This window comes from Massilia sp. 9I (genome assembly GCF_902506415.1).
In the GTDB taxonomy this organism is placed as follows: Bacteria; Pseudomonadota; Gammaproteobacteria; order Burkholderiales; family Burkholderiaceae_D; genus Telluria.
The window spans coordinates 2,076,702-2,090,316 of record NZ_LR733275.1; the positions used below are offsets into that span (position 1 = coordinate 2,076,702).

Sequence of the window (13,615 nt, forward strand, 5' to 3'; positions counted from 1 at the left end):
CCTCGTCACATTTGATAGCGCAGGCTCAGGCCATACGTCGTCGGGGTGTAGCGGATGTCGCGTGGACGGATCGGATCGCCCAGGTAGCTCTCGTAGCGTTCCTTGGTCAGGTTGATCGCGTCGAAATTGAGCGTCAGGTTCGGGGTGAGCGCGTAGCCGATGCTCAGGTCGACGTAGGTCGAGGCCTTGACGATGCGGTCCTGGCCGAAACGCGGCTCGGCGATCTGCTCGACGAACTTGCCACGCCGGGTAGCCGCCAGTCGCCCGGTCCAGCCGGCGCGCTCGTACAGCAGCGCGAAGTTGTAGCTCTGGCGCGCGACGCCGACGATGTCGGTCGTCGTGTAGGCGCCGCTGTTCAGGGCGGTGCGGGTTTGGTTCTGGCCGTCGATCCAGGTGTAGTTGAACTGGGCGCCCAGGCCGCTCCAGGCGCCCGGCAGGAAGTCGAAGAACTTCTGGATGCCGAATTCAGCGCCCTTGAGCTTGCCCTTGCCCGAGTTCTGCGGACGGTTGACGCGGTAGTTCACGCCGTTGATGGTTTCGTTCTGCTCGAAGTTCTGCAGGTAGCCCTCGATATCGCGGTGGAACAGCGCGATCTGGGCGAAGCCGTTGTCCTGGAAGTAGTACTCGAGCGTGGCGTCGGCGTTCTTCGACTTGGTCGGCGCCAGTTCCGGATTGCCGGCCGAGCCGGTGCCCGGTGCGTTGACGGTGGGCGGAATCAGGGACAGGGCCGGGTTCAGCTGCGAGAACTCGGGACGGGTGATGGTCTTGCCGTAGCTGAGGTGCGACTGCAGGCGATCGGTCCAGTTGAGCACCGCCGACACGTTCGGCAGGAAGTTGGTCTCGTCGCTGTCCTCGCTGATCGGGGTGACGACGTCGCCGATGCGGCGGTTGCCCTCCAGCTTGCGGTCGACTTTCACCAGGCGTCCGCCCACGTTGCCGGTCACGCCGACGGTGCCCAGGTTCGCTTTCCAGCGCGCGCCCAGGTGCAGGGTGGCGGTGCGCTCGCGCTGCTCGAACAGGCGCATCGGATCGTCCGCCACCCGGCCGGCAGGCTGGCCGTAGAAGGCGCGCACGCGGTCCGCCTGGTAGATCAGGAAGTCGCGCGAGGGCGTGTACCAGGGGCCACCCAGGCGGTCCAGGCCCGGCACCAGGGACTGGAATTCGGGGCCGAAGGCGGCCACCGGCGACGGCCGCACCGTGGTGTTGGGCAGGTCGTTGGCGCGTTCGCCGCTATGGAAGCTGACATCGCGCGACGACAGGCGGATGCCGCCGGTGAGCGCGGTGATGAAGCCGTCTCCGCCCATGCGGTACACCGCGTCGGTGCGGAACTGCACCTGCTCGCCGCGCGACTCACCCCAGTTCTGCACCATGCCGCGCAGGACGAACTGGTTCGGGTCGCGCAAGGGGTTGCCGGACGTCGGCGTGGTGATGGCGTTGTAGCCGCCATGGCCGTCGCGTCCATAGGTGTAAACCGCCGAGCTGGCGCCCGGGATCTGCTGGTCGACGATCACCGTGTCGTTGATGAAGTCCGAGCGCGAGAAGGCCAGGTTGCTGTCCAGGGACAGCTGGCCGCTGCGGTACTTGTGGCCGAAGTTCAGGAAATGGGTATCGGTGCGCTCCTTGACGCCCCAGGTACTGGTGGCGGTATAGGGATCCCAGTCGTAGGGATTGCCGAAGCGCGCGGCGGCGGCGTTGGCCGACTGGATCGGGCAGATCACGCCGTTCGGGGTATTGCAGTAGGCGCCCTGCGGCGCCAGCACCACGTTGCTCAGGCGCGGCGTCCAGGTGGCGATGTTGAGGATGTAGTCGACTTCGCTGCGGCCGCGGTAGCCGGTGCCCAGGTACTGGGCGATGAACTCGTTGTTCTGGTCCAGCTTCCACTGCACCGCGGCGTGCATGCTGCCGCGCCCACGGTCGCCGGCGTTGTAGATGCCGCCGATGTTCGGCAGCTCGCCCAGGCGGTCGCCCGCGCGCAGCGGCGCGATCGGCTGGTCGTCGTTCAGGCGCGTCGCGGTGCCGTCCGGGCTAACCGAGAAGATGCGGTCCGGCCGGTCGACCCACTGCACCGGATAGGCCCAGTGCTCCTTGTTGTAGGCGACGTCCACCAGCACGCCGACCTCGCCGTGGCGGGTGTTCCAGCGGTTGCTTAGCAACAGGCCGCCGCCCGGATTGGTCTTTTCCTTGCGCGCTTCGCTGCCCTCGACGTAGTTGCGGCGTCCCTCGAGGAAGCCGGTGACGGTATAGCCCTTGAAATCGAAGGGAGCGCGCAGGCGGATGTTGACCGCGCCGGCGATGCCGCCCTCGAACTGGTTGGCGGTGGCCGACTTGTACACGTCCAGGCCGGCGATCGACTGCACCGGCAGGTCCTGATACGACAGGCGGCGCCCGGTGCCGGTGAAGATCTCGTTGCCCTCGATCGTGGTCGCCACGTCGGGCAGGCCGCGGATGATGACGGTGCTCGTCTCGCCGCGGTCGCGCCCCACCTGCACGCCGGCGATGCGCTGCAGGGCGTCGCCGGCGGCGCGGTCGGGGAACTTGCCGATGTCGTCGGCATTGATCGAGTCCACCACCTGTTCGGCGTCGCGCTTGATCTGTTCGGCGGACCGGATGCTGCTGCGGATACCGCTCACGGTCACCGTGGCGATGCCGCCTCCGGCGGGCGCCGGAGCCGCGGCGCCGTCCTGGCCGGATTCGCGCGCCTGGCTTTCCGCAGTCGGCTGGGTGGCTTGCGTCGATTGTTGGGCGGCGGCGAAGCCGATATGGGCGCACAGCAGCATGACGGCCGCGCAAACTGGCCGGACTTTCAAGGTGCTCATCGAGGTCTCCTGAAAACGTTGGCGATGCCGGCGTCCTGGAGGACGGGCTCGCCGTTATTGGAATCGGGTTTGGTCATAAACATGAATTGCAATTCATAATTTATGACCAATATGACAAAACTATCCGAAATCGCACCGCAATGGCGCACTCAAGAAACGCGTGAATCGGGCCTGAAAGGAGCGACGGAATCGCGCTCCACCAGAGGGCAATCCATCTTCATGCTGGTGCGCCGGGACACCCCGCCATTGACCTGGGCGATCAAACTTTCTGCAGCCCAGTGGCCCATTTCGTAGTTTGGTAACAACACTGTCGTGAGTGGAGGCTGGGTATAACGGGCGATGTCCTGGTCGTCGTAGCCGACCACCGAGACCTGGCGCGGCACGTCCAGCCCGCGCTCGCGCACCGCCTCGATGGCGCCGACGGCCATCAGGTCGTTGGCGCAGAACAGGGCCGTGGGCGGGTCGGGCAGCGCCAGCAGCGCGCGCGCATGCTCGTGGCCGGTGCTGACCTGCCAGTCGCCCTCGCGCACCAGCTGTGCGTCGAAAGGAATGTCGCGGGTGGACAGGGCCTGGCGGTAGCCCTTGAGGCGTTCGGCAGCCGCCTCGATCCAGCCTTCGCCGTTGACCAGGCCGATGCGGCGGTGGCCGGCGTCCAGCAGGTGCATGGTGGCGGCAAAGCCGCCCAATACTTCGCTCGGCACCACCGAGGAGTACAGGCGATCGCGGGCGTGGCAGTTCAGCAGCACGGTCGGCACGCCGGCCAGCTGGCCCGGCACCGTGACCGCGCGCGTGAAGATGGTGGCGTAGACCACGCCCAGCAGCGACGGATCGCCCAGCACGCGGCCGAGGATGGCCTTTTCATACTCCGGATCGCTGCGGGTGGCGTACACCGACAGCAGGCAATCGTGCTGCCAGGCCGCGTCGCGCGCGCCGTCGATGGTCTGCATCGCATGCGGACTGGTGGACAGCTCGTCGGTGAGGTAGACGATCAGGTTGCGCTCGTGTTTCGGAGGCGGGTGGCCGGGCCGTTCGACCGGATAGCCAAGCTCGCGCGCGATGCGCAGCACCTTGTTGCGCGTCGCCGCCGACACCTTGGCGCCGCTCACGTGGTTGATCACCAGCGAGACGGTCGACTGCGACACCCCGGCCAGCTTGGCGATGTCGGTCATGGTGGGCCGGCGTGTGCGGCCCGGCTCGCTCATGGCGTCAAGGGCGCACGCGGCAGCGCGGCGCCGTCGGCATCGAACAGGTGGCCGTGCGCCGGGTCGAAGCCGAGCTGCACGCGGTCGCCGCGTCGCGGACACGGCGCATCGGGACGGCATTTGAGCGACACCATCTCCGGCACGCCGTCGACCTGGGCATAGACGATGGTGGCGTCGCCCAGGTATTCGACCAGGGTCACCGTGGCGGGAATGCCGGCGCCGTCCCCGGATTCGACCCGCAGGTGTTCGGGCCTGACGCCGAGGGTGACGCCGCTGCCCGGCGCCGCATGGGCGGCGTCGGCGGCCACGTGGACCAGCGCCCCGCTGGCCAGGCGCACATGCGCGGTCGCGCCCTCTTCCCCGGCCAGCGCTCCCGGCAGGAAATTCATGCGCGGCGAACCGAGGAAGCCCGCCACGAACTGGTTGGCGGGGCGCTCGTAGAGCTCGAGCGGCGTGCCGGCCTGCTCGATGCGCCCGCCATTGAACACGACGATCTTCTGGCCCAGGGTCATGGCTTCGACCTGGTCGTGGGTCACGTAGATCATGGTGGCGCCCAGTTCGCGGTGCAGGCGCGCCAGCTCCACCCGGGTCTGGCCGCGCAGGGCCGCGTCGAGGTTGGACAGCGGCTCGTCGAACAGGAACACCTCGGGCTTGCGCACGATGGCGCGCCCGATCGCCACGCGCTGGCGCTGGCCGCCCGACAGCGCCTTGGGGCGGCGCTCGAGCAAATGGCCGATCTGCAGGATCTCGGCGGCGCGCGCCACCCGCTGCGTGATCTCGGCGCGCGGTACTTTGGCCAGTTTGAGGGCGAAGCCCATGTTCTCGGCCACCGTCATGTGCGGATACAGGGCATAGCTCTGGAACACCATGGCGATCCCGCGGCTCGACGGCGCCACGTCGTTGCAGACCCTGCCGCCGATCTCCACGGTGCCGGCGCTGACGTCTTCCAGCCCGGCGACGATGCGCAGCAGGGTCGACTTGCCGCAGCCCGAAGGGCCGACCAGCACGACGAACTCGCCGTCCGCGATGTCCAGGTCGATCCCCTTGATGACCAGGTTGTCCTCGTACTGCTTGGTGATGCCTTGCAGGCGCACAGATGCCATGCTCTCTCCGTTATTTAGCCTTTGAGGCCCGTGGCGGCCAGGAAGCCGTGCGTCACGCGGCGCTGGAACAGCACATAGGCCAGCGCTACCGGCAGCGCGCCGATCAGCGCCGCCGCCATCAGCTGGGCGTAGATGACGCCATAGGCGTCGTAGGTCTGGGTCAGCCCCAGTGGAATCGTCATCATCTCGTTCGAGGTCACGATGATGAAGGGCCACAGGAAGTTGTTCCATGCCGCGATGAAGGTCACGATCGCCATCGCCCACACGATGTTGCCGGACACCGGCAGGTAGACGCTCCACAGGATGCGCAGCGGCCCGGCGCCATCCATCACCGCGGCCTCACGGAAGTCGGCCGGCACGGTATCGAAGAACTGCTTGAACACGTAGATCACCACCGGCGCCACCACCTGCGGCAGCACGATCCCCGCGTAGCTGTCGATCAGCCCCAGCTGGTTCATGATGCGGAACAGCGGCACCAGCAGGGCTTCAAAAGGGACCAGGAAGGACAGCATCGTCAGCCCGAACAGGAGCGTGCGGCCGCGGAAGCGCAGCTGGGAGAATGCATAGGCCGCCGTCAGGGACAGCGCCATCGTCAGCACCGTCACCAGCAGCGCGACCAGTGCACTGTTGAACAGCCAGCGACCGACCCGGCCCGCACCGAGGACCTTGCGGAAGGCGTCCAGCGTCCACTCCTGGGGCAGCCAATGGAACACCGCCGAGACGGTCTCATGCTCCGGACGCAGGGCCGTGCTCAATGCCCACAGCAGCGGCGCGACCCACAATGCCACCAGCAGCAGCGCCGCCACGGCGCCAATCAGGCTCCAGCCGGCGTTGGCGCGGTGTTGCAGTTTTCCGCTCATGCGCCCTCCCGCGACAGCCAGCGCGAGAACGCAGCCTGGCCAAGGGACAGCGTGACGACGATGGCGACGAAGGCCATCGCGATCGCCGCCGCATAGCCGGCGTCGCTCTGGATGAAGGCCGTTTCGTACATATAGTGAAGCGTCATGCGGGTAGTGTTGAAGGGCCCGCCGACGGTCAGGATATAGGTCTGGCCGAACACCTTCATCGATGCGATCAACTGCAGCACCAGGGCCAGGCCGACCACCGGGCGCATGGCGGGCCAAGTGATGGTGCGGAACAGGGTGAAGCCGCGTGCGCCGTCGAGCGCTGCCGCCTCGTACAGGTCGGCGGGAATGTTGCGCAGCCCGGCCAGGAACAGCAGCATGTTGAAACCCACCGTCCACCATACCGTAGCGAATGCGACCACGGGCAGGGCCCAGGTGACGTCGGCCAGCCACGCGCGCTGCGTATCGAAGATGTGGTTGATCACGCCCGACGAGGGCTGCAGCATCCAGTCGGCGATCAGGGTCATCACGGAGATCGGCAACACATAGGGAAGGAAAAAAGCGCCCTGGAGCAGCGGGCTGGCGCGGGTGAAGTGGTCGACCAGCAGCGCCATCACCAGGCCGAGCGCGGTCAAGGGGACCACGGTCAGCAAGGCGAAATAAAAGGTATTGCCGACGGCCGACCAGAACGACGGGTCCTGGGCCAGCGTGACGTAGTTCGCGAGACCGATGAAGCCATTGGTGCGGGTCAGGCTGCTGTCGGTCAGGCTCATGTAGAAGGTCTGGAGCACCGGCAGGAAGAAGAACAGCAGGAACACGATCGCGAAGGGCGCCAGCAGTGTGAAGGCCGACAGGGTTTCGCCACGCATGCTCTTGGCTTGCTTGCTTGCCATCGTTCCTCCTAGTAGCGCGGCGCGCGCTTGCGCAGCAGCAGTGCCGCTTCGGTTTCGAACATCCGCAAGGCCTGCGCGGGCGTCAGCTGGGACGACAGCGCCGCCGGCAGGTATTTGGAGGCCATCGCCTCCAAGGGCCCGGCCGCGCCCATGTACCAGGCGTCGGGCGCGTAGATCACGCTGCGCGCCACGTCGGCGTACAAACGGTTGGGCATCAGGGCCAGCGCGGCGGGAGACTCCGCCACCGGCCGGTAGGCCAGCACGTGGCCCCCCTCCGCCCAGGTCAGGGAATGCTTGCTGACGAAGGCGATGAAGCGCATCACCGCATGCAGCTTCTGCGGCGACATCGGCCTGCCTTCGTTAATCGGGAGCGCGAAGGCATGCGAGTCGGCCCAGACGCTGTCGTTGCCGTACATGCGCGGCAGCGGGACGATGCCGTATTCGAAACCGAGCGTGCCGCGCTGCGTCGCGCGCACCATCTCGGGCACTTCCCACACGCCGTTGATCATGAAGCCGGCATTGCCGCCCATGAACTGGCTGGTCGAGGCCTGGTAATTCAGGCCGGCCTGGGCATAGCCCTTGGCAAACCAGTCGCTGATGCGGGCGAGCGAATCGACGCCTGCGGCGCCGTAGGCGAAGCGGCCGTTCTGGATCAGGGGCGCATTGCGCTGAGCCAGCATGGAGAGCCAGACCCGCCACACGGCGTAGGAGCTCTGGTTGCTTTCCATCGTCATGCCGGGCCGCCCGGTGGCCTGGCGCACCGCGCGGAAGGCATCCGTCAGGGCATCGATGCCCTGGATCGGCTTGAGCTGTCCGCCGGCATCGAGCAGGCCCGCCCTGCCGACCAACTGCTTGTTGTAGTACAGGACCAGCGGGTGCAGGTCGAGCGGGATCGCGTAGGTACGGCCGGCGTGCTGGGACTTCTGCCACTGGCGCGGATAGAAATCGACGGGCTTGAGACCTGCCTCGGCCAGCTCGCCGGGCGCGATCGGCCGCAGCACCCCGCCGCCGGCCAGGTTGGTCATGCGCGACAGGTGGACGGTCGCGATGTCGGGACCGGCGCCGACCACCGAGGACGTGATCAGCTTGGTGTAGAACGGCTCGCCCCACTTGAGCGTGGTGCTGACCACGCGCGCTTCGCGCTGGCTGGCATTGAACTTCTCCACCAGCTCCGCCATGCGCGCCCCGTCGCCGCCGCTCAGCAGGGTCCACATGCGCACCTCGACCTGCGCGAAGGCTGATGTGGGCGCACACAGTAAGGCCGTAAGCACTGCGCCGGCGAGGCGCACCGTGAATGGGGTCAAGCCTGTCTCCTGGATCGATCGGGTGGGAAGCCACTCTTTTATCATTAATAGTAGCAAATAATTATTAATGAGGGCTGTCCTGCAGGCACTACTGTGTGCGCGGTAGAATCGGCCTTTTGGCTGGTGGTGTCGGTATGTGGATCGGAGTGTTGTGCGGCCTGCTCGCAGGGGCGATGTGGGGACTGGTGTTCATCGCGCCCGCGCTGTTGCAGGATTTCTCGCCGCTGGAACTGGCCGTCGGCCGGTATACCGCCTACGGCGCCATGGCCCTGGCCCTGCTGCTGCCGCGCCTGAAATCGCTGCTGGCCACCCTGGTCGCGTCTGACTACGCGGCGCTGCTGCGCCATGCGCTGGCCGGGAACATCGTCTATTACATGCTGCTCGCGGCGGGCGTGAAGTATGCCGGCGTCGCCCCGACTTCCCTCATCATCGGCATGCTGCCGGTGGTGGTGACCCTCCTGGGCCGCAACGATCACGGCGCCGTGCCGCTGCGCCGGCTGGCGCTGCCGCTGCTGCTGGTGGCGGCCGGCATTGCCTGCATCAACGTCGACAGCTTCCTGCATGCCGGCCCCGCGGCCTCCCTCGCCCACATCGCGCTGGGCGTGGCCTGCGCCGCCGGCGCCCTGCTGTGCTGGAGCTGGTATGCCCTCGACAATGCGCGCTACCTGAAGCGCAACCCGCAGTTCTCGAGCGCCCAGTGGTCGGCGCTGTACGGCCTCGCGACCGGCGTGATCGCCCTGGTTCTCGGCGCCGGCGCCTGGGCCTTCGGCAGCGCCGCGCCGGCGGCCCCGGCACGCGACTGGCAGCTGTTCTGGACCTGCAATGCCCTGCTCGCGCTGGGCGCATCCGTCATCGGCAACCAGCTGTGGAACATCGCCAGCCGGCGGGTGCCGGTGACGCTGTCGGGACAGCTGATCCTGTTCGAGACCCTGTTCGCGCTCCTGTATGGCTTCCTGTACCGCGGCCATGGCCCGCGCCTGCTCGAACTGGCCGCCATTGCGCTCCTGGTGGCGGGCGTGACCTGGTCGGTCCACGCCCATGCCGGTGACGCGCGGGATTCAGGGCAGGCGCTCGACCCGGACCTCGTCGAAGGTAGCGGCGTGGCCGGCGCCGCCCATCGCCACCAGCCCTAGCCTGCGCTTGCTGCCCAGCCGGTGGGTCCAGGTGGTGCCGCCGACCCAAGGCTCCCTGAACTTGCCCTCCGCCGCGGACCAGGCCGTGTAGTGCTCCTCGTTCCCCTCGCGCCGGATGTCGATGCGCAGCCAGGTCCACTCGCCGGGCGTGCCGGCGACCGTATTGCCGTAGCGCGGATAGCCGCGTTCCACCGGCGCCAGCTCCTTGCCGAATTCCACCTGGCGTAGTCCGTCGTGGGCCAGTTCGACCAGCTTGACGTAGTTGTCGTCGTCGCGCATCACCACGATCCCCGCCTGCACCGGCTTATCGCAGCAGTCGAGCGGCGCGTCCAGGCGCAGGCGCACCAGGATGCGCAGGTTCCCTTCCGGCAGCGGCGTCGCCAGCACCGCGGCGCTGTTGGTGTCGACGTGCAGGTCGGTGGCCTGGGTCGACAGGCGCAGGCCCGGCTGGCCAGTTGCCCAGCTGCCGGCGGCGCGCGGGCGGACCCAGCTCCAGCGCGCATCCAGCCGCTCCTTGTCGAAGCGCTCGCTCCACAGGGGGGTGGTCGCGACCGGCGTATGCGGCGCCGGCGGCGCCCCGTAGTACGGCCCCGGCGCGATCGCCGGGCGCGGCTGGGGCGAATCGGATGGACCGAGGCCGCGGTTAACCACTGGCCAGCCATCCACCCACTCGATCCGGTCCAGCAGCAGCGGGCGCCGCGTGAGCTTGTCCTCGACGCTGAAGTAGCCCTGGTTGCGGTCGACCGCGTGGTACAAGGTCCACCACTGCCCGGCCGCATCCTGGAACACGGCATTGTGGCCGGCGCCGATCCAGCGGTTGCCGTTCTGCGGCAGCACCGGGGCGCCGCCGGCGCGCGCCGCCGCCATGTCATTGCCCTGCCGGTCGAGGAAAGGACCTTCCGGGCTGGTGGCGCGGCCGACCATCAGCGCATAGCCGGTCAGCGGTCCCCTGCAGCAGTCGGTGGTCGAGGCGAACAGGTACCAGTACTTGCCCACCTTGACCACTTCCGCGCCTTCGTAACGGTTGGCGGCGGCCACGCGCACCGCATCTCCCTCGACCCGCAGGCCGTCCTTCGAGAGCCGCTGCACGTAGATGCCGCCGCCATAGCTGCCATAGTAAAGGAAGCGGTCGCCCTGCTCGTCCTCAACCACGTCGGGGTCGAAGGTCCAGTGGAAATTGCAGCCTGCGCCGGCGCGCCGCGGCGGCACCACCAGCTGCTCCGCCGCCTTCCACGGGCCGGCGGGCGATGCGCTGGTCGCGACCGCGATGGCGCTGTCGGACTCGCAACCCTTCTCCGGGCTGTGTTTGTCGGCGACGTCGGTCACCGTGAAGTACAGGTAGTAGCTGCCGTTCTGGTACACCGGCTCGGGCGCCCACAGGCCGGCCTTGGATCCCGCGATGCCGGCCGGGCGCTGCTCGAAGGAGTCGCGCACGAAGTACCAGTTGACCAGGTCGACCGAGCGGTAGACCGGCATCATGCGAAATTTCCAGCCTTGGCCGTCGCGTTCCTTGTGGCTGACCGGATCCATGGTGCAGTACAGGTACCAGACCGTCGGCGTCGAAGTGCGGTCGCGCAGCAGCGCGGGGTCGGCGCAGCTTTCGGCCAGGCTGCCGTCGGCCAGGCGCAACGGGAGCGGGTTGGTATAGGTGGTGGCGGCGGGCGGCTGGGCACTGGCCGCGCAGGACAGCAGCAGGGTCGCCAGCCAGGCGTGCACTCGCAGGGATCGGATCATGGGGTCTCCTCTTCGGCGCCGGCGGCGGGCGCAATTCTTTGTTGCCTGAAAAATATTCTAAACGTCGCCTTGGAGGCGCACGGCTCACCGGGTTTTCTTGCTAATTTGTTCAATTCAAGCACTTGAATGTTGTAGCTGCGTGATATTTCCGTTCAATTATTTTTGTAGGACTATTGCCCGTTGTCACTACCTGCTAGACTGCCCGATCCCGTCCTCGCGGACGGACAAATGTTATCAAAATAAAACAAAATTCAGGCGCGCAGCCATACAGCGCCAATAAGAAGAAACCGGGGAAGTCGTTCATGAAAGCCAAGCAGGTCCGTCCAGCACAGAAGTTGCTGGCCGTTGCAGTCTCGAGCATCGCATGTGGAGTGGTCCAGGCGCAGGATGTGCCGGCCACCCATATTCAAGACAAGGCCGTGCCGGAAGTGCTGGTCACGGCGCAGCGCACCGTTTCCGCTGCCTCGCGCACGCCGCTTGCCATGAGCGTGGTGCAGGGCGAGCAGCTGCGCGAGCTCGGCATCGACAACCCGGCGTCGCTCGGCTCGCGCCTGCCGAACGTGCACATCGACCAGGCTTTCTCGGGCCTGCGCGTGACGATCCGCGGCATCAGCAACAGCGACACCACCGACAAGGGCGACCCGTCGGCCGCCTTCATGCAGGACGGCGTCTACATCGCGCGCCCAGCCGGCCAGACCGCCAACTTCCTCGACGTCGAGCGCATCGAAGTGCTGCGCGGCCCGCAGGGCACGCTGTACGGCCGTAACACCACGGCCGGCCTCGTCCACGTGATCTCGAAAGCGCCGACCGCCCAGCTGGAAGGCCGCGTCGCCCTGGAGGCAGGCAGCTACGGCAACCGCAAGCTGGAAGGCGTGATCAACGTGCCGGTGAACGATGCGCTCGCCCTGCGCGCCGCCGTCAGCACCCGCAAGCAGGACCCCTTCCTGAAGAACAAGCAGGGCACGCGCTTCAGCCCCGGCATGGACCGCGACGACCGCGATGCGCGCCTGAGCGCAAAGCTGACGCTCGGGCGCGAGGCCGCGCTGCTGGTGCGCTACGACCACAGCGAAGTGAGCAACAACAACGACCGCTTCGTCCCCGACACCAATTTCTACACCGGCGTCGCCACGGGCGCCCCGGTCTGGAAGGCCGGCAGCACCGACGAGCGCCTGAGCATGGGCTTCCGTCCGGCCAACATCGCCCCGGTGCAGGGCGCGCAGGATCGGCGCGCGCGCGGCCTGTCGGCGGACCTCAGCTGGAACCTGGGCCCGGCCACCGTCTACTACCTCGGCTCGCACCGGGAGCTCGACCAGCAGATGGTCAACAACTATTACTATCGGCTGTCGCCGGCCCTGGCGCTCGGCGTGATCAACAGCTACGACGGCGCCAACACCCAGGACTCGCACGAACTGCGCATCGCCACCAACGACGGCGGCCCGCTCAGCGCCCAGGGCGGCCTGTACTACTTCAGTGAGCAATCCGATACCAGCTACGTCTTCCAGGGCCTGCGCCCGGTCGGCCTGCCGCCCTACTATTCCTTCCCGCTGGTGACCGAAGCGAAGAGCCGCGCCGTCTTCGGCCAGCTGACCTGGCGGGTACGCGAGAACCTGCGACTGACGGCCGGCGCGCGCCGCACCCTGGATCACAAGTGGCGCGTCGGTTCGACCGACTTCCAGCAGGGCCCGGCCTTCAACCCGGCCCTTGATCGCCGCCTGCTGAACGCAGCCGACCTGTCGACCGCGCGCACCACCTGGCGCCTCGGTGCGGAGCTCGACCTGGCCCCGGCCACCCTGGCCTACCTGAGCCTGGCCACCGGCTACAAGGCCGGCGCCTTCAACGACGGCTGCGTCGCCGGCACCAGCGCCCTCGGCATCCCCTGCCCGGCCGCCGCCGCGGTCACGCCCGAATTCCTCTACTACCAGCCGGAGGAGCTGCGCGCCTGGGAGACCGGCCTGAAGTCGCGCCTGCTGGGCGGGCGCCTGACCTTCAACGCCGCGGCCTTCTACTACGGCTACACCAACCTGCAGCTGACCGGGAATGCGATCGTGGCCGGCGCCCCGCGCCTGCTGACCCGCAACGCCGGCGCCGCGCGCAGCCGCGGCATCGAGCTCGATGGCGAACTGCGCGTCGGCAGTGGCGGCCGCTTGAACTACGGCGTGAGCCTGCTCGACGCGGAGTACGTGCGCTACATGGCCACCCCGGCGGTGTCCTGGGGCGGCCGCAAACTGGACCGCGCGCCCAGCCACGTGTTCACGCTTGGCTACCAGCAGCGCGTTGCGATCGGCGGCGGCCAGCTGACCGGCGGCGTGGTCACCCGCGCCAGCGCCGCCTACCAGATCGCGGTCCCAAGCCAGCTGCTGGTGTACCGCGTGCCTTCGCACACCAGCACCGACGCGACCCTGGCCTGGCAGCCGGACCGCGCACGCTGGAGCGTGCTGGCGCGCGTACGCAATATCGAGAACAAGGTGCGGCCGTCGATCATCGACAGCTTCGGCATGACCACGCCGACCGCGCCGCGCACCGCGGACCTGCGCTTCGACCTGCGGTTCTGACAGGCCCCGAGGCTGGTCCCGGCCCTAACATGG

At 67.7% G+C, this 13,615-nt stretch carries 9 protein-coding genes; 2 read left to right on the forward strand and 7 right to left on the reverse strand.

What is annotated here, in order from left to right; translation table 11 throughout:
- Nucleotides 1-5: 5 nt before the first annotated feature.
- The 6 genes from GV068_RS09440 to GV068_RS09465 form a co-directional block, all read right to left on the reverse strand.
- Nucleotides 6-2,816, reverse strand: coding sequence for a TonB-dependent receptor (locus tag GV068_RS09440; RefSeq protein ID WP_159697078.1), 2,811 nt, complete (start codon nucleotides 2,814-2,816; stop codon nucleotides 6-8).
- A 149-nt stretch (nucleotides 2,817-2,965) separates the two neighbouring features.
- Nucleotides 2,966-4,018, reverse strand: a complete 1,053-nt coding sequence (locus tag GV068_RS09445) for a LacI family DNA-binding transcriptional regulator (protein ID WP_229463962.1) — start codon at nucleotides 4,016-4,018, stop codon at nucleotides 2,966-2,968.
- Nucleotides 4,015-5,121 carry an ABC transporter ATP-binding protein gene (locus GV068_RS09450; protein ID WP_159697079.1) on the reverse strand — a complete coding sequence of 369 codons (1,107 nt, stop codon included), beginning with the start codon at nucleotides 5,119-5,121 and terminating at the stop codon, nucleotides 4,015-4,017. The genes GV068_RS09445 and GV068_RS09450 overlap by 4 nt, the downstream gene beginning before the upstream one ends.
- A gap of 14 nt (nucleotides 5,122-5,135) precedes the next feature.
- Nucleotides 5,136-5,981: a carbohydrate ABC transporter permease gene (locus tag GV068_RS09455; RefSeq protein WP_229463964.1), complete on the reverse strand. Its 846-nt coding sequence runs from the start codon at nucleotides 5,979-5,981 to the stop codon at nucleotides 5,136-5,138.
- Nucleotides 5,978-6,859 carry a carbohydrate ABC transporter permease gene (locus tag GV068_RS09460; RefSeq protein WP_159697080.1) on the reverse strand — a complete coding sequence of 294 codons (882 nt, stop codon included), beginning with the start codon at nucleotides 6,857-6,859 and terminating at the stop codon, nucleotides 5,978-5,980. The genes GV068_RS09455 and GV068_RS09460 overlap by 4 nt, the downstream gene beginning before the upstream one ends.
- Before the next feature lie 8 nt (nucleotides 6,860-6,867).
- A complete protein-coding gene (locus GV068_RS09465; RefSeq protein WP_229463966.1) occupies nucleotides 6,868-8,163 on the reverse strand; it encodes an extracellular solute-binding protein in 1,296 nt (431 codons plus the stop codon).
- Nucleotides 8,164-8,297: 134 nt separating this feature from the next.
- On the opposite strand from GV068_RS09465, the gene GV068_RS09470 reads away from it, so the two are divergent.
- Nucleotides 8,298-9,296 carry a DMT family transporter gene (locus GV068_RS09470; RefSeq protein WP_159697081.1) on the forward strand — a complete coding sequence of 333 codons (999 nt, stop codon included), beginning with the start codon at nucleotides 8,298-8,300 and terminating at the stop codon, nucleotides 9,294-9,296.
- On the opposite strand, the gene GV068_RS09475 is transcribed toward GV068_RS09470, so the two are convergent.
- Nucleotides 9,222-11,030 carry a family 43 glycosylhydrolase gene (locus GV068_RS09475; RefSeq protein WP_159697082.1) on the reverse strand — a complete coding sequence of 603 codons (1,809 nt, stop codon included), beginning with the start codon at nucleotides 11,028-11,030 and terminating at the stop codon, nucleotides 9,222-9,224. The two genes, GV068_RS09470 and GV068_RS09475, sit on opposite strands and share 75 nt — an antisense overlap.
- Before the next feature lie 302 nt (nucleotides 11,031-11,332).
- On the opposite strand from GV068_RS09475, the gene GV068_RS09480 reads away from it, so the two are divergent.
- Nucleotides 11,333-13,582, forward strand: a complete 2,250-nt coding sequence (locus GV068_RS09480; protein WP_201303267.1) for a TonB-dependent receptor — start codon at nucleotides 11,333-11,335, stop codon at nucleotides 13,580-13,582.
- The last annotated feature ends 33 nt before the right edge of the window (nucleotides 13,583-13,615 follow it).